At 68.1% G+C, this 25,284-nt stretch carries 22 protein-coding genes; 10 read left to right on the top strand and 12 right to left on the bottom strand.

Annotated features, from left to right (window positions below; all coding sequences use genetic code 11):
* Window positions 1-74: 74 nt before the first annotated feature.
* The 3 genes from ACWPXE_RS09840 to ACWPXE_RS09830 all read right to left on the bottom strand — a co-directional run bounded on the left by ACWPXE_RS09840 (window position 75) and on the right by ACWPXE_RS09830 (window position 3,949).
* A complete protein-coding gene (locus ACWPXE_RS09840; RefSeq protein WP_454017654.1) occupies window positions 75-1,811 on the bottom strand; it encodes an ATP-binding protein in 1,737 nt (578 codons plus the stop codon).
* A 107-nt stretch (window positions 1,812-1,918) separates the two neighbouring features.
* Window positions 1,919-2,713, bottom strand: coding sequence for a GGDEF domain-containing protein (locus tag ACWPXE_RS09835; RefSeq protein ID WP_454017653.1), 795 nt, complete (start codon window positions 2,711-2,713; stop codon window positions 1,919-1,921).
* Window positions 2,714-2,962: 249 nt separating this feature from the next.
* Window positions 2,963-3,949 carry a 2-hydroxyacid dehydrogenase gene (locus ACWPXE_RS09830; protein WP_454017652.1) on the bottom strand — a complete coding sequence of 329 codons (987 nt, stop codon included), beginning with the start codon at window positions 3,947-3,949 and terminating at the stop codon, window positions 2,963-2,965.
* A gap of 105 nt (window positions 3,950-4,054) precedes the next feature.
* On the opposite strand from ACWPXE_RS09830, the gene ACWPXE_RS09825 reads away from it, so the two are divergent.
* Complete coding sequence (locus ACWPXE_RS09825; RefSeq protein WP_454017651.1) at window positions 4,055-4,921, top strand: cell envelope integrity EipB family protein; 867 nt, start codon at window positions 4,055-4,057, stop codon at window positions 4,919-4,921.
* Between the two features lie 163 nt (window positions 4,922-5,084).
* The gene (locus ACWPXE_RS09820; protein WP_014197454.1) at window positions 5,085-5,303 is read left to right on the top strand and encodes a hypothetical protein; all 219 of its coding nucleotides are present in this window, start codon (window positions 5,085-5,087) and stop codon (window positions 5,301-5,303) included.
* 112 nt (window positions 5,304-5,415) lie between these two features.
* Here ACWPXE_RS09820 and aspS read toward each other — a convergent pair whose 3' ends face one another.
* Window positions 5,416-7,245 carry an aspartate--tRNA ligase gene (gene aspS, locus ACWPXE_RS09815; protein ID WP_237905803.1) on the bottom strand — a complete coding sequence of 610 codons (1,830 nt, stop codon included), beginning with the start codon at window positions 7,243-7,245 and terminating at the stop codon, window positions 5,416-5,418.
* A gap of 166 nt (window positions 7,246-7,411) precedes the next feature.
* Between aspS and rnd the strand changes: the two genes are divergently transcribed.
* Window positions 7,412-8,578 (top strand): ribonuclease D, encoded by a 1,167-nt coding sequence (gene rnd, locus ACWPXE_RS09810; RefSeq protein ID WP_454017650.1) that lies wholly within the window; start codon window positions 7,412-7,414, stop codon window positions 8,576-8,578.
* Between the two features lie 264 nt (window positions 8,579-8,842).
* Window positions 8,843-10,132, top strand: coding sequence for a hypothetical protein (locus ACWPXE_RS09805; protein WP_040134396.1), 1,290 nt, complete (start codon window positions 8,843-8,845; stop codon window positions 10,130-10,132).
* Window positions 10,133-10,303: 171 nt separating this feature from the next.
* Here ACWPXE_RS09805 and ppx read toward each other — a convergent pair whose 3' ends face one another.
* Both ppx and ACWPXE_RS09795 read right to left on the bottom strand, forming a co-directional pair.
* Entirely contained in the window at window positions 10,304-11,857 is a 1,554-nt protein-coding gene (ppx, locus tag ACWPXE_RS09800) for an exopolyphosphatase (RefSeq protein ID WP_454017649.1), read from the bottom strand.
* Window positions 11,858-11,876: 19 nt separating this feature from the next.
* Window positions 11,877-14,024 (bottom strand): RNA degradosome polyphosphate kinase, encoded by a 2,148-nt coding sequence (locus ACWPXE_RS09795; RefSeq protein WP_237905800.1) that lies wholly within the window; start codon window positions 14,022-14,024, stop codon window positions 11,877-11,879.
* 216 nt (window positions 14,025-14,240) lie between these two features.
* Here ACWPXE_RS09795 and ACWPXE_RS09790 point away from each other — a divergent pair, with 216 nt between their 5' ends.
* Both ACWPXE_RS09790 and ACWPXE_RS09785 read left to right on the top strand, forming a co-directional pair.
* Window positions 14,241-14,759: a SixA phosphatase family protein gene (locus ACWPXE_RS09790; RefSeq protein ID WP_454017648.1), complete on the top strand. Its 519-nt coding sequence runs from the start codon at window positions 14,241-14,243 to the stop codon at window positions 14,757-14,759.
* Between the two features lie 71 nt (window positions 14,760-14,830).
* Complete coding sequence (locus ACWPXE_RS09785; RefSeq protein WP_454017647.1) at window positions 14,831-16,453, top strand: CYTH and CHAD domain-containing protein; 1,623 nt, start codon at window positions 14,831-14,833, stop codon at window positions 16,451-16,453.
* A 148-nt stretch (window positions 16,454-16,601) separates the two neighbouring features.
* Here ACWPXE_RS09785 and ACWPXE_RS09780 read toward each other — a convergent pair whose 3' ends face one another.
* Window positions 16,602-17,516, bottom strand: a complete 915-nt coding sequence (locus ACWPXE_RS09780; RefSeq protein WP_454017646.1) for a LysR substrate-binding domain-containing protein — start codon at window positions 17,514-17,516, stop codon at window positions 16,602-16,604.
* Between the two features lie 72 nt (window positions 17,517-17,588).
* On the opposite strand from ACWPXE_RS09780, the gene ACWPXE_RS09775 reads away from it, so the two are divergent.
* Both ACWPXE_RS09775 and ACWPXE_RS09770 read left to right on the top strand, forming a co-directional pair.
* Window positions 17,589-18,071 (top strand): DMT family transporter, encoded by a 483-nt coding sequence (locus ACWPXE_RS09775; protein ID WP_454017645.1) that lies wholly within the window; start codon window positions 17,589-17,591, stop codon window positions 18,069-18,071.
* Between the two features lie 40 nt (window positions 18,072-18,111).
* The gene (locus tag ACWPXE_RS09770; RefSeq protein WP_454017644.1) at window positions 18,112-18,711 is read left to right on the top strand and encodes an FMN-dependent NADH-azoreductase; all 600 of its coding nucleotides are present in this window, start codon (window positions 18,112-18,114) and stop codon (window positions 18,709-18,711) included.
* Window positions 18,712-18,790: 79 nt separating this feature from the next.
* Here ACWPXE_RS09770 and ACWPXE_RS09765 read toward each other — a convergent pair whose 3' ends face one another.
* The 5 genes from ACWPXE_RS09765 to ACWPXE_RS09745 all read right to left on the bottom strand — a co-directional run bounded on the left by ACWPXE_RS09765 (window position 18,791) and on the right by ACWPXE_RS09745 (window position 23,437).
* Entirely contained in the window at window positions 18,791-19,570 is a 780-nt protein-coding gene (locus ACWPXE_RS09765; RefSeq protein WP_454017643.1) for an SDR family oxidoreductase, read from the bottom strand.
* Complete coding sequence (locus tag ACWPXE_RS09760; protein ID WP_454017642.1) at window positions 19,509-20,273, bottom strand: HdaA/DnaA family protein; 765 nt, start codon at window positions 20,271-20,273, stop codon at window positions 19,509-19,511. Before ACWPXE_RS09760 ends, ACWPXE_RS09765 begins: the two co-directional genes overlap by 62 nt.
* Complete coding sequence (locus ACWPXE_RS09755; protein WP_454017641.1) at window positions 20,270-21,334, bottom strand: AI-2E family transporter; 1,065 nt, start codon at window positions 21,332-21,334, stop codon at window positions 20,270-20,272. Before ACWPXE_RS09755 ends, ACWPXE_RS09760 begins: the two co-directional genes overlap by 4 nt.
* Window positions 21,331-21,891 carry a CDP-alcohol phosphatidyltransferase family protein gene (locus ACWPXE_RS09750; RefSeq protein ID WP_094303303.1) on the bottom strand — a complete coding sequence of 187 codons (561 nt, stop codon included), beginning with the start codon at window positions 21,889-21,891 and terminating at the stop codon, window positions 21,331-21,333. The genes ACWPXE_RS09755 and ACWPXE_RS09750 overlap by 4 nt, the downstream gene beginning before the upstream one ends.
* A 103-nt stretch (window positions 21,892-21,994) precedes the next feature.
* Window positions 21,995-23,437: a DUF2066 domain-containing protein gene (locus ACWPXE_RS09745; RefSeq protein ID WP_454017640.1), complete on the bottom strand. Its 1,443-nt coding sequence runs from the start codon at window positions 23,435-23,437 to the stop codon at window positions 21,995-21,997.
* Between the two features lie 156 nt (window positions 23,438-23,593).
* Here ACWPXE_RS09745 and purM point away from each other — a divergent pair, with 156 nt between their 5' ends.
* Both purM and purN read left to right on the top strand, forming a co-directional pair.
* Window positions 23,594-24,628, top strand: coding sequence for a phosphoribosylformylglycinamidine cyclo-ligase (purM, locus tag ACWPXE_RS09740; protein WP_454017639.1), 1,035 nt, complete (start codon window positions 23,594-23,596; stop codon window positions 24,626-24,628).
* Window positions 24,616-25,284 (top strand): phosphoribosylglycinamide formyltransferase, encoded by a 669-nt coding sequence (purN, locus tag ACWPXE_RS09735; protein WP_454017638.1) that lies wholly within the window; start codon window positions 24,616-24,618, stop codon window positions 25,282-25,284. The genes purM and purN overlap by 13 nt, the downstream gene beginning before the upstream one ends.

The following is a 25,284-nucleotide window of genomic DNA, read 5'->3' as shown; positions in this document are numbered from 1 at the left end:
GGTTAAATTGTCGTTAGCGATACCGCCCGCGATCCGCCGCCGGCCGCGAAGTCCCCATGATTCCACAGATTCCCTCATGCGATCACCCGCTCCGGCGGGAAGTGCAGGTCGATGCGCGTTCCCTGCCCCGGTGTGCTGGACAATGCCAGCCACCCGCCATGGGCCTCCACCAGGGAGCGCACGATGGACAGGCCCAAACCGGTTCCGGCGCCGTTGCGGATGCGTTCGCCCGGCACCTGACGGAAGGGCTCCAGCACGGTGAGGCGGTGCTCCTCAGGGATGCCGATTCCCGTATCGATCACGGCGATGCGCAGGCCGGTTCCAGTCAGATCCTCCGCGCGCGTCACGTCGATGGCGATGCGCCCGCCGGCCGGGGTGAACTTGACCGCGTTGGACAGCAGGTTCAGCAGGATCTGCCGCAGCGATCGCCGATCCGCGCGCAAGCGCGGCAGCGGCCGGGGAAACGAAGCGTCGAAGGTCAGCCCCGCAGACGTCAGCGACAGTTCCTGAAGGGCGTAGACCTCGCCCACCACGACCGCGACGTCCACATCCTCCTCGTGCAACGCGACATGCCCCGCTTCGATCTTCGACAGGTCCAGCACGTCGTTGATGAGTTCCAGAAGATGGGCGCCCGAGGCGCGGATGTTGCCGATGCAATCGCGCTGCCGGTCGGTCAGCGGGCCGATTCCCGGATGAAGCAGGAAGTCGGCGTAGCCGATGATGGCGTTCAGCGGGGTGCGAAGCTCATGACTCATCCCGGTCAGGAAGTCCGACTTGGCCCGGTTCACCTCGGCTTGCCGCGCCGCCTGCGCGATGCGGCGCTCGCGCTCCACGGCGCGTTCGGCGGTGTCCAGCATCAGGCTGAGCGCGTCGGCGGCCATAGCCGCCAGCATCCGCGTGGCCAGCGGCACCCCATGAGGGCGCCGGTGATGACCGGAGATCACCCCCCACGGCTTTCCGCCATGGACGACCGGCACGGTCAGGGCCGCCCCCGCCCCCATCCGCCGCAGGAAATCCAGCCGGGCCGGCGCCGGGCTGCGCAACTGCGCGTGGGCCAGATCGGGCGGCGGAACCGTGGCGTCGGCGTGCAGCAGGGGAACCGGCTCCGCCGCATGATCGGGGATCACGCGCACCCGTGGGCTCGCGTCCGGGGCGCCATCGAGGGCGGCCGCCGGCAGGGCCGCTCCGGGATGGAGGTCCGGGGCGGCCTGGTTCCAATCCGGCGCCTGATCCTTCGCCACCACCTCGCCGTTGCCCGAGGCGTCGAAGCGGCAAACGATCACTCGGTCCAGCCCGGTGAGACGGCGGACGGTGTGGGCGGTGTGGGCGGCGATCGCCTCCAGCCCCGCGGCGTCGCGGAGGGTGGCAAGCCCCGGCATCGGGCCGGGCGGCGGTGCCGCGGCGCCGCGGCTCTCCGGTCCGGCGGACGGCCGCTCCACCTCCAGGATCACCCGCCCGCCATGCTCGTGAAGAAACGCCGGAAGCGATTCCCCACCCGGCGGCGTCACGACCGCATGCAGCCCCAGAGCCCGCAGGCCCGGCGGCAAGGCGGCCAATCCCTCCAGCAGCGCCGCAAGCTCCGGCAGTTCCAGCACGTCGACGCTGCGGCCCAACAGCCGCTCCGGAGCCAAGCCGAGGAATTCCGCCGTGTTGGCGCTGCAGGCCAGGATCGTCGCGCCATCGCTGCGCAACGCCACCAGGGCGCCGTGCGGCTGTATCGCGTCGGCGGCAGCGTGGATGGAAGATTGCTCGGCCGGGGGGTGGGGCGACGGGGGATTCGGGCGATCCGAAGACGTGTTCAGAGCGGGCACCTTTGCGACGGAAAGGTGCAGATGCTGCGGTGGGATCACCGTCCGGTCAAGCGCGGCCTGGGGGGTGCGACAGGCTGACCGATCCGGGGGTCGCGCGCCGGCCCGGCTCAGGCGGTGGCCCGCCGGTTCGCCGTGGAACGCGCGACGGGCTGTCCGGCCTTACGCCCCGGCGAGCGTGGGCGACGTCCGGCCTTGTTGCGGTACATGTGGGAGTCGGCAAGGCGGACCACCTCCTCCTCACGGTCGTCGGCCCCATAGGACTGCACCCCGAAGGAGAAACGGATCGGCAGTTCGGCGTTGCTCCACTGGACGCCGCGCCGGCACGCCGTCGTGGCGATCTGCCGGGCACGGGCGGCGCCGCAGGCCGCGTCGGTGTTCGTCAGCAGCAGGGCGAACTCGTCCCCGCCCAGGCGGGCCACCACGTCCTCCTCACGGACCGCACCGACGAGCAACCGGGCGATCTGGCGCAGATAAGCGTCACCGGCCATATGGCCATGGGTGTCGTTGATCCGTTTGAAGCCGTCCAGATCGATGATGACCAGCACCCCGCCGCCCTTGCCGTTTCCTTTGGCCCGCTGCCGCCGCGCGGCGGCGATCTCGCGCCGGAAATGGCTGAAGAAGCCGCGGCGGTTCAGCAGCCCCGTCAGCTCGTCCGTCATGGACAGGCTTTCCAGATAGGCGATCCGTTCACGCTGCTCGGCGATGGTGGCGCGGGCTTCGGCAAGCTGGCTTTCCAGGGCCGAAGCGTCCACGGTCACGGGCACCGCCGAATGGGCGATGCGGGAGCCACGCAAAGGGGGCATTCGCAGCAGACGGTCGTGGGTCCCACGGTCGAAAGGCAGTCCGTCGTGATGATCGGCGGCAATGACGTCCGGGTCCTGGGTGGTCACGACGGCGCTCATGGGCTTTCTCCACATGATCGGCACTGGCTGCGCCGAATTCACAGCAATCGCCGTGCCATATGAGGATTTCCAGGAGCCTAGGCCTTTCGTCCCGGCAACTTCTGCCGGGCAAGGCCGCCCCCTGGGCAGATTCTGCCCGGAGAACGGCCCATTACGGAAAATTTTATCTATTTTTGATTTATTTTCTCTTTTGAACGGCTTTCGAACAAATGGCCTGTCCGGGATCGGACGGCCCCCCTCGTGACACCCTCACACCACACGGTCCGGCGCCGCCGCCCCGGCGAAGAAGGCGTCCAGATTGTCCAGCGCCTTGAAGCCCATGGCGTTGCGGGTTTCCACCGTGGCGCTGCCCAGATGCGGCAGCAGAAAGGCGTTCTCCAGCCCGCGGTACCCGGCGTGCAGGTTCGGCTCGTTCTCGAACACGTCCAGCCCGGCGGCGGCCAGCCGCCCACTGGCCAGAGCGGCGATCAGGGCCTCGTCATCGACGACGGAGCCCCGGGCGGTGTTGACCACAATGGCCCCCGGCGGCAGGCGCTCGATCCGCTCCGCGTTCAGCCAGTGGGTGGTTTCCGGAGTCGCCGGGAAATGCAGCGACAGCACGTCGCAGACCGCCAGCATCGCCTCGGGGTCGGCATGGTAAACCGCGCCGGCCTCCTGCTCCGCGGGCAGACGGCGCCGGTTGGAGTAGTGGATGTTCATGCCGAAGGCCCGCGCCCGCTGCGCCACCGCCTGCCCGATTCGGCCCATGCCGATGATGCCCAGCCGTTTTCCGCCCAGATGGGTGCCGAGAAGCTGGGTCGGCGTCCAGCCGGTCCAAGCGCCGGCACGGATCATCCGCTCGCCCTCCGACGCACGCCGCGCCGCGCCCAGCATCAGCAGCAGCGCGATGTCGGCGGTCGCATCGGTCAGCACGTCCGGGGTGTTGGTGACGATCAGGCCGCGGGCCTTGGCCGCTTTCAGGTCGATATGGTCGGTGCCGACGGAGAAGGTGGCGACGATCCGCACGCCCTCGGGCAAGGCCGCGATGGCCGCGGCGTCCAGCCGGTCCCCGGCGGTGCACAGGATGCCCTCGGCGCCGGTCTCCCCCGCCAGGGCGGCGATGTCGGCACCGGACAGCGCGCGGTCCTGCGGGTTCAGCCGGGCGTCGAAATCGCGCGTGGCGCGGGCCTCCACCGCGTCGGGCAGGCGCCGGGTCACCAGGAGTGCGGGCCGTGATGCGGGAGAGTCGCTGCGCATGTTTCTGTCCTCAGCCTTCCGTTTATTCGGGGGGTCGGGCCTTCCGCTCCGACGCCGAAACACCCATAATCCATCCGACGCTGCCAATCACCTGTGGATGTCGCTTTGCAGAACCGCCGCTCCGCCGCCCGCCTCGCCCTTTGCGCGACCTTCGGCGCGTTCCTGGTGTCCCTGACTGCCCTTCCCGTCACCGGCGCGGCCCAAGCGGCCCCCGCCAATGCGGCCGGCGCGGCGGTGGGAGCGGCGGCGAACATCCTGCCTCATCGTGCCGTCTACAAGATGTCGCTGCTGTCCGCCCGCAACAGCTCCAAGGTCAGTGACGTGCGGGGCCGCATGCTGTTCGAATGGGCCGACGCCTGCGACGGCTGGACGACGGAGCAGCGCTTCCAGCTCCGCTTCGTCTACGCCGAGGGCGATGAGATGGCGATGACCACCAACTACACGACGTGGGAGGCCAAGGACGGGCAGCGTTACCGCTTCAACGTCCGCAAGCTGATCAACGGGGAGGAGGACGAGGAGGTGCGCGGCGACGCCCGGCTGGCCAAGGACGGCAGCGGCACCGCCGCCTTCTCCAAGCCGGAGCCCCAGGACATGGAACTGCCCCCCAACACCATGTTCCCGACGGCCCACACCCTGGCGGTGCTCGACCACGCCAGCGCGGGTGACACCTTCTTCAACCGGGTCGTCTTCGACGGAGCCGATTCGGAAGGGGCGACCGAGGTGTCCACGGTCATCGGCGCGGCCATCCAGGCCAAGGAGGACGGCGCCGACCCGCTGTTGAAGGGCAAGAAGGCGTGGCCGGTGCGCATGGCCTTCTTCCCGCTGAAAAGCGATTCGGCCCAGCCGGAGTATGAGATGAGCCTGCGGCTGCTGCAGAACGGCGTCGCCGAATCCATGCAGATCGACTACGGCGATTTCACCGTGAACGCCATCCTGGAGAAGGTGGAGGCCCTGCCGAAATCGGGCTGCTGACCGCCGAACGCAAAGGCGCGAATGCAAAGGTCACAGCCCATGGCGCATTTCGTTACAATTCATTTTGCCATCTTTTGAGGAAACTGGCCTAAACTGTGCATGGTGCGTGACCACACCGCCGCGGATTCGTGTCGCGCATCGACAGCAGGATGAGGGTTTTCCTATGGCCAAGAAGCAGGTTTTGGTGGGACAGGTGTTCCAGACCGTTGGCGCGACCAACGGGCGGTCCTGGCGTGTGCGGGAGACCGTGACCCTGTTCGGCATCCCGCATGCTCGCGTGGTCAGCACGGAGGACGAAGGCGACGCGAAGACGCTGAGCTGCCTCGTCCTGGTCGACTCCAACTATTACCGCATGATCGGCTCCGGCACCGTCGCGGCCTGACGTCCTCCCGGTGCCCTGAACAAGAAAGCCCCCCGGCCTCACGGACGGGGGGCTTTTCTGTTGGCCGCCCCCCTCCCCGCCGAAGCGGGAAGGGAGGGAAAATCCCGGACCGTCAGGTGGCGGCCTTCGGCGCCTCGGCGGCGACCTTCGGCTTCGGCAGGTCCAGCTTCAGGTGCAGTTCGCGCAGGCGCGCCTGATCCACCGGGGCCGGGGCCTGCATCAGCAGGTCTTCCGCGCGCTGGTTCAGCGGGAAGGCGATGACCTCGCGGATGTTCGGCTCGTCGGCCAGCAGCATCACGATGCGGTCAATGCCCGGGGCCGAGCCGCCGTGCGGCGGGGCGCCCAGCTTGAAGGCGCTGAGCATGCCGCCGAAGCGGGCTTCCAGTTCCTCCGGCGGGTAGCCCGCGATCTCGAACGCCTTGTACATCAGCTCCGGCAGATGGTTCCGGATGGCGCCCGACGACAGCTCCACGCCGTTGCAGACGATGTCGTACTGGTACGCCTTGATGTCCAGCGGGTTCATCGTGTTCAGCGCCTCCAGGCCGCCCTGCGGCATGGAGAAGGGGTTGTGGCTGAAGATGACCTTGTTGGTCTCCTCGTCCAGCTCGTACATCGGGAAGTCGACGATCCAGCAGAAGCGGAAGGCGTTCTTCTCGATCAGGTCCAGCTCCTCGCCGATCTTCGTGCGGGCGAAGCCGGCCAGCTTGGCCGCCGGACCGGGCTGGTCGCAGACGAAGAAGACCGCGTCGCCGTCCTCCACGCCCGCCGCCGTGCGCAGTTCCGCCTGGGCTGCCTCCGGCACGAACTTGGCGATCGGCCCCTTGCCGCCCGCCGCCTCGAAGATGATGTAGCCAAGGCCCGGAGCGCCGAGACCGCGCGCCCAGTCGTTCAGCTTGTCGAAGAAGCTGCGGGGCTTGTCGGACACCTTCGGAGCGCGGATGGCGCGGACCACGCCGCCCTTCTCCAGCGTCTGCTTGAAGGCGCGGAATTCCACGTCGTCGCGCTTGAAGACGGCGGTGACGTCGGTGATCTCAAGCGGGTTGCGCAGGTCCGGCTTGTCGTTGCCGTACTTCAGCATCGATTCCGCGAAGGAGATGCGGCGGAAGGGCGGCTTGTCGATGGCCGGCGGCGTCTCGCGGCGGAAGCCGCCGAACTCGTCGAAGATGCCGTGCAGCACCGGCTCGATGGCCTCGAAGACATCGTCCTGGGTGACGAAGGACATCTCGAAGTCGAGCTGGTAGAACTCGCCCGGGCTGCGGTCGGCGCGGGCGTCCTCGTCGCGGAAGCAGGGGGCGATCTGGAAGTAGCGGTCGAACCCGGCGACCATCAGCAGCTGCTTGAACTGCTGCGGCGCCTGGGGCAGCGCGTAGAACTTGCCCGGATGGTTGCGGCTCGGCACCAGATAGTCGCGGGCACCCTCCGGCGAGGAGGCGGTCAGGATCGGCGTCTGGAACTCGGTGAAGCCCTGGTCGATCATGCGGCGGCGCGCCGACGCGATGACGCGCGAGCGCAGCAGGATGTTCTCATGGATGCGCTCGCGGCGCAGGTCGAGGAAGCGGTAACGCAGGCGCACGTCCTCGCCGGCGTCGGTGTCCTGGTTGACCTGCAGCGGGATCTGCTCCGCCTCGCCCTGCACCGACAGCTCGGCGATCTGCACCTCGATGCGGCCGGTCGGCAGGCGGTCGTTGATGGTCTCCGCCGTGCGCTTGACCACCTTGCCGGTCACGGTGATGACCGATTCCAGCTTCAGCCGTTCCGCCGCCTGGAAGGCCGGGTTGGAGGTGTCGACCACGCACTGCGTCAGGCCGTAATGGTCGCGCAGGTCGATGAACAGGAGCTGTCCATGGTCGCGCTTGCGGTTGATCCAGCCCGACAGGCGGACAATCTGACCGGCGTTCTCTTCGCGAAGCTGGCCGCAGGTGTGCGTGCGGTAGGGGTGCATGGGTCGAAACACCTTGGAAAAGGTCGGAATCCTGCGCGGAAAGGCGGCCCGACACACCACACCGACAGCGCGGGAATGTCAAGCCGCCATCCGCGTCCGCTGCACGCTGGGAGAGTTGCCGAAGGGCGAGCTTTCGCGCGGACGCGCGCTCGTGTATGAAGCGGCCATGACACTCATCACGACCACCGAAGACCTTGACGCCTTCTGCCGCTCGCTGGCCGGGGTGGACTACATCACCGTCGACACCGAATTCCTGCGCGAGAAGACCTATTGGCCGCAGCTCTGCCTCGTGCAGGTCGGCGGGCCGAACGGCGCGGTCGCCATCGATCCGCTTGCCGAGGGCATCGATCTGGCGCCGCTGTTCCGCGTGATGGTGGACCCGGCGATCCTCAAGGTGTTCCACGCCGCCCGGCAGGACGTGGAAATCTTCTGGCACCTGTCCGGCCAGATTCCCCACCCGCTGTTCGACACCCAGGTCGCGGCCATGGTCTGCGGCTTCGGCGAGAGCGTGGGGTACGAGACGCTGGTCACCAAGCTGGCCGGGGCGCGCATCGACAAGTCCAGCCGCTTCACCGACTGGTCGCACCGCCCTCTGACCGAGCGGCAACTGACCTACGCCCTGTCCGACGTGATCCACCTGCGCCCGGCCTACGAGAAGCTGAAGCGCCGCCTTGTCCGCTCCGGCCGCGCCCACTGGCTGGAGGAGGAGATGGCCGTCCTGACCGACCCGGCCACCTATCAGACGGACCCGGACAGCTCCTGGCTGCGACTGAAGGTGCGGACCAACAAGCCACGCTTCATGGCCGTCCTCAAGGAACTGGCGGCGTGGCGGGAGCGCGAGGCGCAGCGCCGCGACCTGCCCCGTTCCCGCGTGCTGCGGGACGAGGCGCTGCTGGAAATTGCCGCCCACGCCCCGACCAGCGTGGACGACCTCGCCCGCACGCGCGGCATGGGCCGCGGCTTCGCGGAAGGCCGGCAGGGCGCCGACGTGCTGGCCTGCGTCCAGAAGGGGCTGAACCTGCCGGACTCCGAGCTGCCACGCGTCGAGCCGCGCGAGGAGCCCCCGCCGGGCCTGCAACCGATCGTTGAGTTGCTGCGCGTGCTTCTGAAGATGAAGTGCGAAGAGAACAACGTGGCGTCCAAGCTGATCGCTTCCGCCGCCGATCTGGAGGCGATCGCCGCGGACGACGAGGCCCAGGTGCCCGCGATGCAGGGCTGGCGCCGGGAATTGTTCGGCGAGGATGCGCTGGCGCTGAAGCGCGGACGCATCGGATTGGCGGTCCTCGACCGCCGTGTCCGCGTCGTTCCGGCCGGCAATGGAGAGGGGTCGTAGACGGCCCCTTCCAGAATCGTTCCAGAATGGCGCAAGAGTCGGATTGGCCGGTTACAGGTTCGGTCAGCGTCGCGACGTTTAGCCAAAATTATGAAACAATTCATCGCAATTAACAGCGCTTTAAGGCATTGTTAAAAAAGGTCAGGGCTAATAAGTCACGGGCTCCGTATCCATGCCGTGTATCGGTGCGTTGTGGTTCGCGGATGGAATTCTCGCCTATAAGGTGCGCACACGCCCTATGCGCCCACCCGGGGGATTTCGCGTATGAGCAGGTTCGGCGGCAAACCACCCATGGGACGCGACCGCGTCCGCCTCTCCACGACGGAGAAGCAGGCTGCCGTCGCCGCCGCGAAGGACCAGAAACCCGAATTTGACAACGACAAGCTGCTGAATCTTCTCCGCTCTGCGAAATCCGAACTGCAGGGTATGCGACTGATCCACATGCACCTGTCGCTGCTGCGGGACAAGGACCCGTCCAGCCAGATGATCGTCCGCACGATCATCCAGGAACTGGCGAGCAAGGCCTCCTATCTGCAATCCTTCAACATTTCCAACGGCGACGTCATCATCCTCTACAAGGGGCTGAAGCTGACCGGCGTCACCGACGTCTGCCAGAAGGTGGAGCAGATCTTCCTGGCCAAGACGACCCTGACCGGGGCGAACCCCTACAAGGAATTCTCTCTCTATTCGATCATGGAACTGGCGTTGAACTTCATCAACGTCATCCGTTTCATTGAGGAATTGCAGGCCAACGAGACCGGCGATCATTCCAACGAGACGAAGCCGCCGATCACGCTTGAGGAGATGGCGAAGCTCGAACGCTCCATGCAGATGTTCGACCTGTCGCCCTTCCTGTTCAACCAGGCCATCGCCAACATCGGCCGCAACGCCGAAGAGGACATGGCCTATTTCGAGCTCTACATCTCCATCAAGCTGCTTCAGGAACGGCTCTGCCCGGACTACGACATCACGGCCAACAAGTGGCTGTTCAACTATTTCACGGCCAATCTCGACCAGTCGGTGCTGCGCGCACTGAACCACGGCCTCAGCTTCATGCGGGGCCGGCGCATCGGCATCAACATCAACCTGTCCACGGTCATCTCCACCGGCTTCGTGAAGTTTGACGAGCGGCTTCCCCTCGATTTCCGCGGGCAGGTGGTGCTGGAGATCTCCAAGGGCGACCTGATCGAGAATCTGTCGCTGTTCAACGAGGTCGTGGAGTTCGCCCAGGACCGCCGCTATCAGATCGCGGTGGACGGGCTGAATCCTTTCTGGGTGACGAACTTCGATCTGGAATATTTGAACGCCGACTACGCGAAGATCTTCTGGTCCAACGACATGCTGGAGATGGACCCGACCTTCGAGAAGTACTTCATGGAGCGCATCCAGGAGCAGGACCGCTGCAAGTTCATCCTGGCGCGCTGCGACAGCGTGTCGAGCCTCGTCTACGCCCACAAGGTCGGCATCACGATGGTGCAGGGCCGCGCCGTGGACAACATCCTGCGCAAGGGTGTGAGCGTCCGCGAAGCCATCGCCCACGCCAAGGTGGCGTGAGGGCCTTTGCAGTTTGATCCCCTCTCCCGCCCCGGGAGAGGGTGCCTGCGAAGCAGGCGGGTGAGGGCCGTGTGAGGATATCAAGGCACTGATCCTTGAAGGCACCCTCACCCTCCCACCGCTTCGCGGCAGGTCCATCCCTCTCCCGGGAAGGGAGAGAGTTAAAAACCTTTACTCCGCCGCTTGCGGCCTAGCCGGCGGCACGATCTCACCCTTGCGGTTCAGCGCCTTCGCCAACGCGTCCAGGCGCCGCTGCACCGTCTCGCCGGCCGGCACGCTGAAATCGTCCGGCAGGGACAGCACCAGCCGCTCCCCCGACACCTTCAGCGCCGTGCGCTGCAGCAGCGCCGTGGCGCCACCGGTCAGTGTGTGCGCGAGACGCAGCGCCAGTCCCAGAACCAGAGCCTTGCGCGCCTGGGCGTCGCTGAGCAGCGCCCGCGGCCCTGCGGTGACCGAGTTGGGCGTGCCCGGCCCATCGATGGACCCGGCGTAGCGGGCGTAGACGGCCAGCGCCAGGAAGGCCCGCTCGTCATGGTCGATGCCGGGGAAGGGGTAGCGCAGGATGCGCAGGCAGGCGTGCTCCGCCCGGTAGTCGGGATGCTCGGCCCAGCCCACGTCGCTGAGCAGACAGGAGGCCTGCCGCAGCCTCAGAGCCGCGTCATCCTCCCCGGCGAAGAGGTTGCCGGTCCAGGACACCAGAAGAGCCGGATCGCCGATGCGGACGAAGCGCTGCGCCCAATCCTCCACCGCGGCGAGCAGCGGGTCCTGCCGCTGCCCCTCCGGATCGAGCAGCGCGTACAGATGCCCTTCCCGCAACCCGTAAGCCGAAAACACCACGCTGGACGGCTGGACCATCCGCAGCAACCGTTCGAACACCAGCGCTGCGTAGGGCAGCGTGTCGATCCTGCGGCGCGAGCCGGACATCTTCTCCAGCGAGGAGCGGCTCTGCTTGGCGATCAGAGCGGCGAAGTCCCGCGCCTCGGCGAAGGGCACCGTGTAGTGGTGAATGATGTGCAGCGGGTGCTTCACATGCTCCATGTGCAGCTTGGCCAGTGCCCGCCAGCCGCCGCCCACCGGGAAGAAGGGCTTGCCGCGCATCTGGGCCAGCCAGTCCAGCTTCTCCAGATGCTGGTCGATGGCGCGGACCAGCCCGTTCGGCTTGGCGGGGTTCAGCTCCATCAGGCGTAGCGGGCCCAGCGGCATCGTCAGATGCTCGCCAATCACGCCGCGCTCCAGCCGGACCAGTTCCAGGCTGCCGCCGCCGAGGTCGCCGACCAGCCCGTCGGCGGCGGGGGTGCCGGACAGCACACCCATGGCGGACAGCCGCGCCTCCTCCTCACCGCTGATGACGCTGACGTCGAGGCCGGTGCGGTCCTTCACCCGCTGGATGAAGGCCGCCCCGTCCGTGGCGTCGCGCACCGCCGCCGTGGCGATGACGTCCAGCCGCCCGACGCGCATGCCCGCGACCAGCAGGGCGAAGCGTTCCAGGGCCTCCAGGCCCTGGGTCACGCCCTCCGGGTTCAGGCAACCGGTCTTCTCCACCCCGCGGCCGAGCCCGCACAGGACCTTTTCGTTGAAGACCGGCAGGGGCGATCGCTTCAGGGCGTCATAGACGACGAGCCGGATCGAGTTGGACCCGATGTCGATCACGGCGATCCGCTCGCCCTTGTCGACCACCCTCTCGACGGCCTTGGTAGCGACCGTGTGTTCCTGCGCCGGCGTCATAGGCAACCGATGTCCTCAATCAAATGACCGTACGCAGCTTCAACCGCGGCGGCGTCTTTTTGCTGCTGAGCGCGCTGCCGCGCCCCGACAGGCTGGGGTTCGTCATGAAATAGTTATGGGCGCTGAACGCGTCCGGACCAGCCTCCACCCGATGATAAACGCCGTCGGGGCCGAGTTTCCAGGTGTTCGCCTCGTCCTTCAGGTTGGCGACCATGATCTGGTCCAGCACCTGCTCGTGCACCGTCGGGTTCTCGATGGGCACCAGCGTCTCGATGCGGCGGTCCAGGTTGCGCGTCATCCAGTCGGCGGAGGAGATGAAGACCTTGGCTTGCGGGCTGGGCAGCGCGTGGCCGTTGGCGAAACAGATGACGCGCCCATGCTCCAGGAAGCGCCCGACGATGCTGCGCACCCGGATGTTCTCCGACAGGCCCTTGACGCCGGGACGCAGGCAGCAGATGCCGCGGATCACCATGTCGATCTGCACGCCCTTCTGCGACGCCTTGTAGAGCTGGTCGATGATCTCCGAATCGACCAGCGAGTTCAGCTTCACCCAGATGTGAGCGGGCTTGCCGGCGGCGGCGTTGGCGACCTCCGCGTCGATCAGCTGGCCGAGCTTCTGGCGCAGCGTGATCGGGGCGATGGCGATCTTCTCCAGCAGCTTCGGCGTGGCGTAGCCGGTCATGTAGTTGAACATCACCGCCGCGTCGTGGCAAAGCGCCGGGTCGCAGGTGAAGAAGGACAGGTCGGTGTAGACCTTCGCCGTGATCGGGTGGTAGTTGCCCGTCCCAAAATGGACGTAGCTGCGCAGCGCCTTGTTCTCGCGCCGCACCACCAGCGACACCTTGGCGTGCGTCTTCAGATCGACGAAGCCGTAGACGACCTGGGCGCCCGCGCGCTCAAGATCGCGCGCCCAGCGGATGTTGGCCTCCTCGTCGAAGCGGGCCTTCAGCTCGACCAGAGCGGTCACCGACTTGCCGGCCTCCGCCGCCTCGATCAGCGCGGCGACGATCGGACTGTCCTTGCTGGTGCGGTAGAGCGTCTGCTTGATGGCGACCACCTGCGGGTCGCGCGCCGCCTGCCGGATGAACTGCACCACCACATCGAAGCTCTCGTACGGGTGGTGGACGACGATGTCCTTGTCGCGGATGGCCGCGAAGCAGTCGCCGCCGAAGTCGCGGATGCGCTCCGGGAAGCGGGCGTTGAAGGGGCGGAAGACCAGATCGGGCCGCTCGTCGACGATGAGCTGGCGGGTGTCCGACAGGCCGATCAGCCCGTCCAGGACGAACACGTCGTCGTTCGACACGCGCAGCTCGTGGCGTAGGAACTCGCGCAGGTCGGCCGCCATGCCGGCGTCGGTGGCCAGCCGGATGACGCTGCCGCGGCGGCGGCGCTTCAGCGCGCTTTCGAAGGTGCGGACCAGATCCTCCGCCTCCTCCTCGATCTCCATCTCGCTGTCGCGCAGGACGCGGAAGACGCCGTGGGCCTTCACCTGGAACGGCGGGAAGAGCCGGTCGATGAACAGCATCACCAGCTTCTCAAGCTGGATGAAGCGGATTTCCGACCCCGGCAGGCGGATGAAGCGGTCGAGCTGCGCCGGCAGCGGGACCAGCGCGTCGAGATGCCGCCCCTTCACCGGCTCGTGCAGTTGCAGCGCCAGCGAGAAGCCCAGGTTGGGCAGGAAGGGGAACGGGTGCGCCGGGTCCACGGCGATGGGCGTCAGGATGGGGAAGATGTCGTCGAGGAACTTGGCCTCCAGCCAGTCCTTCTCCCCCTCGGTCAGGTCCTCGGCGCCGGCCACCATGATGCCGGCCTCGCGCAGGTCCTGCTTCAGGCTGCGCCACATGGTCTGCTGCGCGTTCATCAGCTCGACGATGCGCTGGTTCACCGCGGTGAGCTGCTGGGCCGGGGTCAGGTTTTCGGCGCTGGGTGTCTTCACCCCCGCAGCCACCTGCCCCTTCAGGCCGGCGACGCGGACCATGTAGAATTCGTCGAGGTTGCTGGACGAAATCGACAGGAACCTCAGCCGCTCAAGCAGCGGATGGTTCGGGTTGGACGCCTCATCCAGGACGCGCTGGTTGAAGGCCAGCCACGACAGTTCGCGGTTGATGAAGCGCTCCGGCGCGTCCGCTTCGATGCAGGTCGCTTCCAAGTCCTGAAGTTCGGTCACAGCAGCCTCGGGCTTTTGCGTGATGGGTGGTGCCGCTACAGTCCGGTCGGGCCGAACCGCCCCGCCGCGGTCGGCGGGCCAAGCAACCTACCCCAACTACGTTACGGTTTTGGGTCAGACAGCATAATACTGCCGCCACGATAATACCGCTGCGAAAACAGTCGCACCCCCGGCGCATCCCGCCGGACCGCGATCCGGACAGGAAGGACCGCCTCGATGAAGACCCTGTATCTCATGCGCCACGGCAAGTCCGCGTGGGACAATCCCTCCCTGGACGACCATGACCGCCCGCTGGCGCCGCGGGGCAGGAAGGCGGCCCGGCTGGTCGGGCACGAGTTGAAGGACCGCGGGGCGCGCATCGGGCTGGTTCTGTGCTCCACCGCCCGGCGCGCGGCGGACACCGCGGACCGCCTGCTGGAGGTGATGGACGCCCCGGGCATCCCGGTGGAGCGCGAGCGCGGCCTCTACCTGTGCGGCGCCGGGGTCCTTCTGGAACGGCTGCGCGACGCGCCCGAGTCTGTGTCGTCGCTGATGCTGGTCGCTCACAACCCGGACCTCCACGACCTCGCCCGCGAGTTGACCGGCAGCGGCGAGGAGCGGCACCGCGCGGCGTTGGCGGAGAAGTTTCCAACCGGTGCCTGCGCCGTCATTCTGTTCGAAGCGGCCCGCTGGGCCGACCTCGACAGCGGGGCGGGACGGCTGGCCGATTTCATCCTGCCGCGGAAACTCTCTTAACGCCCTTTTGCCAAATGGGGTATTTCAACTCCGAACCGAGCAGGCCCGGAACCGAGCAGGAGTCGCCCCCCGTGTCTTCCGCGCCCCAGAACAACGCGCCCCCAGGCGCACCCGCCGCGGTGTCCGCCACGGTGTCCGCCACGCGCGAGGTGGAAATGAAGCTCCATCTCGATCCGCGCGATCTGTCCCGCGTTGCCGACCTGCCCGCGCTGAAGGAGAAGGCGGAGGGCGCGCCGGCCGTCCGCGACCTGCGCACCGTCTATTACGACACGCCGGACCGGCGCCTGTTCCTGGGGGGCGTGGCCCTGCGGGTGCGCCAGGACGGCGACCGCTTCGTGCAGACGCTGAAGACCATCAACGCCGCCACCCCCGGCGATTCGGCCGCGGTGGCCATCCGCAAGAAATGGGACTGGGCCATCCCCACGGCCGCCCCCGACATGACACCCCTCGACGCCGAGGGTGTCGCCGCCCTGGTGCCGGAGGACGCGCGGGCGGCACTGGTTCCGCAGTTCACGACGGAGTTCCGGCGCACCACCCTGCTCGTCCGCCCGGACGCCCTGACCTCCATCGAGGTGGCGGTGGACGAGGGCCAGATCACCGCCGGCAACGCCTGCGCCCGCATCAGCGAGGTCGAGCTTGAGCTGAAGTCGGGCCGCATCGGCCGCCTGTTCGACCTCGCGCTGGCGCTCCAGCGCCGCGTGCCGGTTCGCATCGGGACGGAGAGCAAGGCGGAAATCGGCGACCGCCTCGTCACCGGGCGCCTGCCCGCCCCCGTCCTGCCGGAGCCGCTGGGCCTGACCCCGGTCACCACGGTGGCCGAGGCCTACCGCCACATCGTGCGGCACGGCCTGCGCCTTCTGCTCGCCAACGAGGCCTGCGCCCTGGCCGGCGGCGATGTGGAGGGGCTGCACCAGATGCGCGTCGCGCTGCGCCGCCTGCGCACCGCCATCCGCCTGTTCCGCCCCCTGGCCGGAGTGCCGGATGCCTGCCACACCGGGAACGACATCCGCTGGTTCTCCCGCCAGCTCGGCCCGGCGCGCGACTGGGACGTGCTGCTGTCCCATGGGATCGCGCCCTTCGCGGCGACGGGGAAGGCCCCCGCCGATGGAATCGCCGCGCTGACCGCCGCGGTGCGGGAAACCCGGCGGGCGCCCGCGCTGGCGGCGGTGGAGGCGATCCAATCCCCACGTTGCACCGGGCTGATCCTGGCGCTCGGCGCCTGGCTGGAGGACGGGGCGTGGCAGTCCGGCGCCGCTCCGGAGGTCCGCGCCCAGCTCGACCGCCCGATGGCCGAGCTGTCCGGCCCCTGGTTGGCCGCCCAGCACGCCAAGGCGCTGAAGGCCGGAGCGTTGAAGGCGGGGCGCGACCTGGACGGTGCCGACGCCGCGGCGCGCGACCGGCTGCGCCGCCGCCTGCGCAAGCTGCGCCACACGGCTGAGTTCTTCCGCGGCCTCTACGCCGAAACCGCAACGGTGCCCTTCATCGCCGCGCTGGACACCCTGTTGGGCGCTTTGGACGCCGAGCACGACGCCGCGGTGGCCGGCGATCGTCTGCGCCGTCTGTCGGCGGACCGGCCCGAGCAGCGGCCCGCCGCCGACGCGACCGCCCGCTGGCTAACCAAACAAGCCGACAAGCGCCGCAAGGCGCTGCCGGGGCTGTGGAAAACCTTCCGCGACGGGCCGGTGTTCTGGTGATGGCAAGTTTCCGGGATTCTGTCTGACGGTTCCGGGATGACGGTCATGTCCGTCTGCTTGCTGGCAATCGGCAAACGGGAGGGCGCGTAAGGACAGATCGACCCGGAGCTTTGGTGCGTAGACGGCACCCATGTCGGATGGCAACCAACTACACGGCCATCGAGACGCCCGCGACCGCGTTGCGCAGCCACAGGTGCCCGGGATCGCCGCCGCGCCGTTCATGCCAAACCTGAACGAAGGGAAATGGCGGTATCGGAAATGGCGGCTCGAAGACGATGACGGCCGGGTCATGCTCATAGAGCGCAAGGGCTTTCCGGGCCACGGTCAGAACGAGATCTGTCCCTTGGATCAACCGTGGCGCATTTCCCCAATGCGGCAGCGTGACAGCGATGCGGCGCGTGTGGCCGACGGCGCGCAAGGCCGTGTCGATCTCGGTGTTTGCTTCGTCCTTCATCGCGACGAGCACGTGTGGCCGGGCAAGATAGGCTCCAATATCCAGGCGGTCATGGCTTCCCAGCCCGTCCCGATCCGCAAGGCAAGCGAAGCGCTCGACGAAAAGCTGCTCTGCTTCGATCCGTTCTGGAAGATCGGGAAACACGCCGACCGCCAGATCACAGTCCCCGTCCAACACCTGCCGAAGCATCGCTTCCCGGCTCGATTGGGTTATCACCAAGTCGATCCCCGGCGCTTCGAGGCGCAGCGTTTTCAGCAGACCGGGAAGGACGACAGCAGAGCCATAATCCGACATCGCAAGGCGAAACGTCCGTTTTTCCTTGGCTGGGTCGAAGCCTCCCGGTCCTAGAACCTCCCGCACCTGTCGCAGGGCTTCGGTCAGCACCGGAGCAATTTCAAGCGCCCTTGCGCTCAGCACGAGCTGCCCGTCGCGGCGTATCAACAGGGGGTCATCGAACAGATGCCGCAGACGCCCGAGCGCGTGGCTGACCGCTGGCTGGCTCATGTTCAATCGGGATGCCGTGCGCGACACATGCCGCTCGGTCAGCAGAGCATCGAGGACCACCAGCAGGTTGAGGTCGATGCCACGAAGGGTATTCGTGCTGTGCATGTGAAGGATATTACATCAGAATTTCCATCCACAAAGCGAATGCATCATCTGGTGATGCATGGAGGCTCAACCATGCAAACCAATTCGCTGTTTCTCATCCTGGCCGCGATCATCACTGGTGCGGTTGTTCCGTTTCAAGCCGGGGCCAACGCCGTCCTGGGACGGTCGCTCGGCCATCCGCTGTGGGGGACGGTCGTATCCCTGTGCGTCAGCTTCGCCTGCATCCTGCCCGTCATGGCTTTGGCAAGGGTGGAAGCGCCGACCCTCTCGAATCTGGTACAAGCCCCTCGCTGGATATGGATCGGCGGTGTTGTCGGCGTCGTCTATATCACCGGCGCGCTCATGCTTGCGCCGAAACTCGGCGCCGCCGGATTCATCATGGCGGCCATCGCCGGGCAAATGCTGGCGTCGATCATCATCGACCAATGGGGTCTTGTCGGCCTCCCTCGAAAGCCCGTCTCGCTGTCCCGTCTTGCCGGTCTTGGCCTGATTTTTCTCGGGCTGATCGTGATGCAGTTGCAGACGCTCGGCGTGAAGCCGCCGGCCGGTTCGTGACAGCACGCCGCTCTCGCCAGCCTTTCAAGAAAGATCACCCATGAAACTGCTTCACATCGACTCCAGCATTCTCGGTGAACAATCCGTAAGCCGCATGCTGTCCGGAGCCATCGTCAAAAGATTGAAGGAACACAATCCGGCGATCGACATCATCCATCGTGATCTGGCCGCGGCTCCCGTTCCGCATCTGACCGGCGACCATCTGGCGGCGTCTCCGGCCGTGATGGACGACATCGCGTTTGGCAAAGAACTTCTGGACGAGTTCATCAATGCCGATGTCATCGTCATCGGCGTCGCGCTCTACAACCTGACCATTTCCAGCCAGTTTAAGGCGTGGATCGACCGGATCGTGATCGCGGGGAAGACGTTCCGCTACACGGAAAACGGCTCGGAAGGATTGGCGCAGGACAAGCGGGTGATCCTTGCCGTGGCGCGGGGCGGCCAGTATCGACAGAGCACGGCCCTGGCGTCGTCCGAACACGCCGAAACCTACCTTCGGTCGATGTTCGCGTTCATCGGCGTGACGAGGCTCGATGTGATCGCCGCGGAAGGTCTCGCCATCAGCGAAGCACACCGGGAAAGCGGCATGCAGGCCGCGTTCGAGGCCATATCGGTCCTCGATCCACGTTGCGATTTCTAGCGGGCACTCCGCCAGGTTCTGTCCGACGGCTCTTGGAATGGCGGTCGGACAGGACCCGGCTCAAATCTCACCCAGCCGCCTACAGCGTCCCGGCGTAGGCACCACCGTCCAGCAGCACGTTCTGCCCGGTCATGAAACCGGCGTGGGCGGAGCAGAGGAAGGCGCAGGCCGCACCGAACTCCGCCGGATCGCCGAACCGGCCCGACGGGTTGCCGGCGCGACGGACGTCCATCTCCTCGTCCAGGCTGCGGTTGTTGGCCTTGGCCCCGCCTTCCATGGTGGCGCGCAGGCGGTCGGTCTCGAAGGGGCCGGGCAACAGGTTGTTGATCGTGACGTTGTGGCGCACGGTCTGCCGCGACAGCCCGGCGACGAAGCCGGTCAGCCCCGCCCGCGCCCCGTTGGACAGGCCGAGGATCGGAATCGGCGCCTTGACCGCCGCCGAGGTGACGTTGACGATCCGCCCGAAGCGGCGGCCGATCATGCCGTCCACCGTCGCCTTGATGAGGAAGATCGGGGCCAGCATGTTGGCCTCGACGGCGCGGACCCAGTCGTCGCGCTCCCAGTCGCGGAAATCGCCCGGCGGCGGGCCGCCCGCGTTGTTGACCAGGATGTCCGGCTCCGGGCAGGCGGCCAGAGCGGCGGCGCGCCCCTCCTCCGTCGCGATGTCGCCGACGGCGGTGGTCACGGTGGCGCCGGTTTCCTTGCGGATCTCCTCCGCGGCGGCCTCCAGCAGGTCGCGGCCGCGCGCGGTGATGGTGACCGCCACCCCTTCGCGCGCCAGCGCCAGGGCGCAGGCCTTACCCAGTCCCTTGCTGGCTGCGCACACGATGGCGCGGCGTCCGGCGATTCCCAGATCCATCCTCGTCTCCTCCCTTCCCGGCCTCCAGACCGGCCAGCACCTCGCGGGCCAGCGGCACGGTCACGGGACGGTGCGCGGCCAGCGACGCGCGGTCAAGCGCCGCGACCACCCGCCCCGCCGCCTCCAGCGACCGCTCCATCCGGGCCAGCAGGTAGGTGATGAGGTCCATGCCCGGCCGCAACTGGCGGTCGGCGAACAGCTTGACCAGCACGGCGGCGAGCAGGGCGTCGTCCGGCGCCTCCACGCCCACCGCGGGGGCCGCCTTGATGCGGGAGCGCAGGTCGGCCAGCTTCATCCGCCAGCGCGACGGCGGGCGGTGCGACAGCAGGAGCAGATGCCCGCCCGAGTCGCGGGAAAGGTTGTAGAGGTGGAACAGCGCCTCCTCCCGTGCCGGCGCGCCGGCCACCCGGTCGGCGTCCTCCACCACCACGGCGTTGGCGCGGGCCAGCAGGGCGTGCGGGTCGATCTGGTCCAGCACCTCGCCCATGGCGATGGGCGCGTGGCTGCGCGCCCGCCAGACATGGCCCAGATGCGTCTTGCCGCAACCGTCCGGCCCGTACAGCGTCAGGGCCGGCGCCGGCCAGGACGGCCAACGGTCGAGCCACGCCACCGCCTCGGCGTTGCTGGGCGCGACGAGGAAATCCTCGCAGCCCATGGCGGCGCGGTGTCCGAGGTCGAGCGGTATCTGGGCCGCCAGTGTCATGAAGAGGGAGTACCGCGGTAGTAGGGGCTCTCAAGATAGCGCCCCAACGCGAAGCGTGTCAGCACCCCGATCACCGCCGCCACCGGAACCGCCAGCAGGACGCCGACGAAACCGAACAGCGACCCGCCGGCCAGCAGGGCGAAGATCACCCAGACCGCGTGCAGCCCGACCTTCTCGCCCACCAGCTTCGGCGTCAGAACATTGCCCTCCACCGCCTGCCCGAACAGGAAGATCGCGATGACGATGGCGATTCGCCACGGATCGTCGAACTGCAGCAGGGCCAGCCCGGTGCTCGACACGAATCCGAACAGCGAACCGACATAGGGGATGAAGGAGAGCAGCCCCGCCATCAGCCCGATCACCAGCCCGAAATCCAGGCCGGCCAGCGACAGCGCCACCGCGTAGAACACTCCAAGGACAAGACAGACCAGCGCCTGCCCGCGGACGAATCCGGCCAGCGTCTCGTCAACCTCGCGCGCCTGCTCCCGGATGGTCGCGGCATGGTGCAGGGGCAGCCAACCGTTCACCTTGGCGACCAGGATGTCCCAGTCGCGCATCAGGTAGAAGGCCACGATGGGCGTGATGAACATCACCGACAGCACGTCGAACAGCGCCAGACCGCTGGACAGGATATGCTTCAGCACCCGCCCGACCCAGCCGACCACGTCACCGGCGTAGTTGCCGGCGGCGCCGCGCAGCCGCTCCACATCCTCCGGCGACAGGCGGTGGATCAGCCGGTCCAGCATCGGCAGCAGCCGGTCCCGCGCGGCGTTGGCGTAGTTGGGAAGCACCTCGATCAGGTGGGACACCTGCGACTGCACCAGCGGCAGCAGCAGCAGGACCATCAGCACCAGAACCAGGACGAAGGACAGCAGCACCAGAGTCGTCGCCAGCCAACGCGGCAGGCGCCAGCGCTCCACCCGGTCGACCACCGGGTCCAGCAGATAGGCGACCGCCAGCCCGACCACGAAGGGCAGCAGCATGCCGGACAGAAGCCACAGCACCAGAACGAACAGGCCAAGGCCGATCAGCCAGAAGCGGATCTGCTTGGCCGCCGTCACGGCACCCCTCCGTGCCGGCTGAACAGAAGCCCGCCGCGGTAGACGTAGGCCAGCCCCGACAGCACCGTCGTCGCCGCGCAGACCCAAATCAACAGGGGAACCAGCTCCTGCCCGAACAGGTGGAAGTCGGGCAGGCCCAGCCCCGCCGGGGCCAGCACCGCCGCCGCCAGGGCAAGCTGCACCGCCGTGTTGATCTTGCTGACGTAGAGCGGCTGCATCGCCAGCGACTCCTTCAGCGTGTAGAGCAGCATCACCCCGCCGACGATCATCAGGTCGCGGAACACCACCAGGATGACCAGCCACAGCGGCAGCACGCCGATGTGGCCCAGCGAGACGTAGACGCTGACCAGCAGCGCCTTGTCGGCGATCGGGTCGAGATAGGCGCCGAGCACCGTGCGGGCGCGGAACATACGGGCAACGGCGCCGTCCACGGCGTCGGACACCCCCGCCCCGACGAACAGCCAGAAGGCAACCCCCAGCTCCCCGGCCAGGATGAAGTAGACGGCGACCGGCACCACCAGGATGCGGCCGAAGGTGATGATGTTCGGGATGCTCACCGCGGTGCCTTCTGCCGTTGTCCCTTGCGCCGGCGCCCCGTCAAGGGCCGGTACCGGCCCGTCTGTAACGCTGCCAGACCCTCTGCCGTCACGCCCTTTGCCGTCACGGGCGCGCCGTGCCTGCCGGCAGCGTGCCCAGAATGCGCGGCGGCGCCCCCGGAGCGGCCTGCGGCGCGCCGACCGGCGCCGGCGTCACGCCGGGATAGGCCGACGGCGCGGTGGTGGCCGGAGAAAAAGTGGATGGGGTGGCGGCCGGGACGGACGCCGGCGAAACGGCGGCGGGCTGCGCCAGGGACGACGCCCCGGCGCCCTTCGCCAGCACCTGGAGCTGCCATTCCGGCGTGGGCGCGACCGGCGGAAGCGGCTGGCCCGGAACAGGAGCCGGCATCGGTGCTGCGACCGCCCCGGTGCGGGCGAGGCCGAGGTCGCGGCGGGCCAGCGCCTGGCGCAGCCGCTCGACATCGCCGCGGTGGGTCAGCGCGACCAGCGCCTCGTAGCGGCTGATCGACAGAACGTCGGTGCGGGTCACGGCGTTGACCATGCCCAGCCGCTTGCGCGTCTCCACCCAGTCGTTGAGGCTGGCCAGCGGCACGCGCACCAGCGTCGATTGCTCCGGCCCGCTCGCCACGGTGTTGTCGCGGCGGTAGGATTCGTCGATGGCGGCCGACACGAAGGTCGTCGCGCGGGTCAGGAAGTCGCCGGCCCGGTCGGCCATGTCGGCCTTCACGTTGACCGTCTGCTGGTCCCTAGTGCCGTCGGGGGTGTAGTGGGTCACCTCGACCGTCAGCGGACGGCCGAGATCCAGACCGCCCGCCGGCAGGTCGGTCTTGGCGACGATAATGCCCCCGGCGTTGTAGCGCTGGGCGATGCGGGCCAGTGCCTCGGGATCGCCGGACAGCGCTTCGTTCACGCCGATGGCGGAAATGTCGGCCAACTCGCCGTCCGGAACGACGAGGGGCACCAGCGAGGCGCCGGCCGGACGGCCCTCCCAGGCCTCGCGCCAGTCGGTGCGGTCCTCCCACAGGACGGGGCGCCCATCCACGACGGTGACCGGCAGGATCACGTAGGGCCGGGCCGGCGGCTCGACATACTGCTGGCCGCCGCCGGCCAGCGTCTCGCGCACCGGGTTGGGACGGAAGCGCACGGTGATGCTGCCCACATAGCGGGTGGCCGAAACCTTCTCGTCGTCGATCTCGAAGCCCTGGACCAGCCGGGCGAGTTCGATGTCCGACACCCGCGGCACGCTGGTGGCGGTGGGGACGAGGCGCTTGTACAGCTCCGCCCAGGCTTTCACCTGCGCGTCGCGGATCGCCTGATCGCGGGCGGCGTTGGCGTTGGCGGCGCTGACGTCCACCTTCACTCCGGAGACGGTGAAGGGATCCGCCGCCGGAACCGCCGCGGAAGCCGTCCCAGGCGCTGCCGGGGCCGCCACCGCGGGTGGAGCGGCGCCGGTCACCTGCGCGTCCACGGGGCCGGCCGGAACGGCCAGGGCCACGGTGATGGCGGCGAAGCCCGCAAACAGCGGCGCATGGCGGCGGTGGAGCATTGCAAAGCCTTCCGATTCGAGTATGTTCGGCCCGTTCCCTTATGACCCGGCCCAAAATGACCCGGTTCAGGTGGCCCAGGTATATAGCTCAGCCCAAGCGAGGATACCATCAGCACCCAGTCTAATAACACGTCCGACGCCTACAAGCAGGCCGGCGTGGACATTGATGCGGGCAACGCGCTCGTTGACGCGATCAAGCCGCTCGCCCGTTCCACCGCGCGCCCGGGCTCCGACGCCGGGCTGGGCGGGTTCGGCGCCCTGTTCGACCTGCGCGCGGCCGGGTATCACGACCCGCTGCTGGTCGCCACCACGGACGGCGTGGGCACCAAGCTGAAGGTCGCCATCCTGGCGAACCGGCACGACACGGTGGGTATAGACCTCGTGGCGATGTGCGTGAACGACCTCGTCGTTCAGGGCGCGGAGCCGCTGCTGTTCCTCGATTACTACGCCACGGGCAAGCTGGACGTCGCCGCGGGCCGCGCCATCGTCGCCGGCATCGCGGAAGGCTGCCGTCAGGCCGGCTGCGCGCTGGTCGGCGGCGAGACGGCGGAGATGCCGGGCATGTACGCCGAGGGCGACTACGACCTCGCCGGCTTCTCGGTCGGTGCGGTGGAGCGCAAGGACGCGCTGACCGGCGCCACCGTGCGGGACGGCGACGTCGTGCTCGGCCTCGCCTCCTCCGGCGTGCATTCCAACGGCTATTCGCTGGTCCGCAAGCTGGTGGAGACGTCCGGCCTCGGCTACGACTCGCCTTGCCCCTGGGACGCCGGGAAGACGCTGGGCGAGGCCCTGCTGACCCCGACCCGCATCTATGTGAAGAGCACGCTGGCCGCGGTGCGTGCCGGCACGGTGCGGGCGATGGCCCACATCACCGGCGGCGGCCTGATCGAGAACATCCCGCGCGTCCTGCCGGACGGGCTGGGCGTCACGCTCGACGCGGCCACATGGCCGCTGCCGCCGGTCTTCAACTGGCTGATGAAGACGGGCGGGCTGACCCCGCTGGACATGGCGCGCACCTTCAACACCGGTCTCGGCATGGTCGTCGTGGTCCCGGCGGACAAGGCGCAGCAGGCGACCGAGATCCTGGCCAAGGGCGGCGAGACGGTCTTCACCGTCGGCACCGTGCATGCGGTCAAGGACGGCGATGCCCGCGTCACCGTCACCGGCATGGACACGGCATGGTCGGCCTGACGCCCAACTCTTTGAAAGTTGGCGTCCTGATCTCCGGGCGCGGCAGCAATCTGCAGGCGTTGGTCGACGCCTGCGCCGCCCCGGGCTTTCCGGCGGGCATCGCTCTGGTGCTCTCCAACAAGGCCGACGCCTACGGGTTGGAGCGCGCCACCGCCGCCGGAGTCCCGGTCGCCGTGGTCAGCCACCGCGACTTCCCCGGCGACAAGCGCGCCTTCGAAGAGGCCATGGACGCGCGCCTGCGCGAGGCGGGGGTCGAACTGGTCTGTCTGGCCGGCTTCATGCGGCTGCTGTCGCCCTGGTTCGTCGAGCGCTGGCACGACCGGATGATCAACATCCACCCGTCGCTGCTGCCTTCCTTCAAGGGATTGGACACCCACCAGCGGGCGCTGGACGCCGGGGTGCGCTTCCACGGCTGCACCGTCCATTACGTGCGCCCGGAGATGGACGAGGGGCCGATCATCGCCCAGGCCGCGGTGCCGGTCCTGCCCGGCGACGACGCCGACCGGCTGTCCGCCCGCGTGCTGGAGGCCGAACACCGGCTCTATCCCCAGGCGCTGCGCCTGATCGCCGAGGGCCGCGCCCGTGTCGAGGATGGCCGGGTGACCCTGTCAGGCCCGGCGGCGGACCTGCCGACGCTCATCAACCCGCCGGCCTGA

The sequence above is a fragment of the Azospirillum sp. Marseille-Q6669 genome (assembly GCF_965111635.1).
This window is presented reverse-complemented; position numbering and strand designations above follow the sequence as displayed.

What these genes read in the sequence shown, in the direction of transcription:
- ACWPXE_RS09835 (WP_454017653.1), bottom strand. Translation starts at nt 2,713, where the DNA reads ATGAGCGCCGTCGTGACCACCCAGGACCCGGACGTCATTGCCGCCGAT.
- ACWPXE_RS09830 (WP_454017652.1), bottom strand. Translation starts at nt 3,949, where the DNA reads ATGCGCAGCGACTCTCCCGCATCACGGCCCGCACTCCTGGTGACCCGG.
- ACWPXE_RS09820 (WP_014197454.1), top strand. Translation starts at nt 5,085, where the DNA reads ATGGCCAAGAAGCAGGTTTTGGTGGGACAGGTGTTCCAGACCGTTGGC.
- aspS (WP_237905803.1), bottom strand. Translation starts at nt 7,245, where the DNA reads ATGCACCCCTACCGCACGCACACCTGCGGCCAGCTTCGCGAAGAGAAC.
- rnd (WP_454017650.1), top strand. Translation starts at nt 7,412, where the DNA reads ATGACACTCATCACGACCACCGAAGACCTTGACGCCTTCTGCCGCTCG.
- ACWPXE_RS09805 (WP_040134396.1), top strand. Translation starts at nt 8,843, where the DNA reads ATGAGCAGGTTCGGCGGCAAACCACCCATGGGACGCGACCGCGTCCGC.
- ppx (WP_454017649.1), bottom strand. Translation starts at nt 11,857, where the DNA reads ATGACGCCGGCGCAGGAACACACGGTCGCTACCAAGGCCGTCGAGAGG.
- ACWPXE_RS09790 (WP_454017648.1), top strand. Translation starts at nt 14,241, where the DNA reads ATGAAGACCCTGTATCTCATGCGCCACGGCAAGTCCGCGTGGGACAAT.
- ACWPXE_RS09780 (WP_454017646.1), bottom strand. Translation starts at nt 17,516, where the DNA reads ATGCACAGCACGAATACCCTTCGTGGCATCGACCTCAACCTGCTGGTG.
- ACWPXE_RS09775 (WP_454017645.1), top strand. Translation starts at nt 17,589, where the DNA reads ATGCAAACCAATTCGCTGTTTCTCATCCTGGCCGCGATCATCACTGGT.
- ACWPXE_RS09770 (WP_454017644.1), top strand. Translation starts at nt 18,112, where the DNA reads ATGAAACTGCTTCACATCGACTCCAGCATTCTCGGTGAACAATCCGTA.
- ACWPXE_RS09765 (WP_454017643.1), bottom strand. Translation starts at nt 19,570, where the DNA reads ATGGATCTGGGAATCGCCGGACGCCGCGCCATCGTGTGCGCAGCCAGC.
- ACWPXE_RS09760 (WP_454017642.1), bottom strand. Translation starts at nt 20,273, where the DNA reads ATGACACTGGCGGCCCAGATACCGCTCGACCTCGGACACCGCGCCGCC.
- ACWPXE_RS09745 (WP_454017640.1), bottom strand. Translation starts at nt 23,437, where the DNA reads ATGCTCCACCGCCGCCATGCGCCGCTGTTTGCGGGCTTCGCCGCCATC.
- purN (WP_454017638.1), top strand. Translation starts at nt 24,616, where the DNA reads ATGGTCGGCCTGACGCCCAACTCTTTGAAAGTTGGCGTCCTGATCTCC.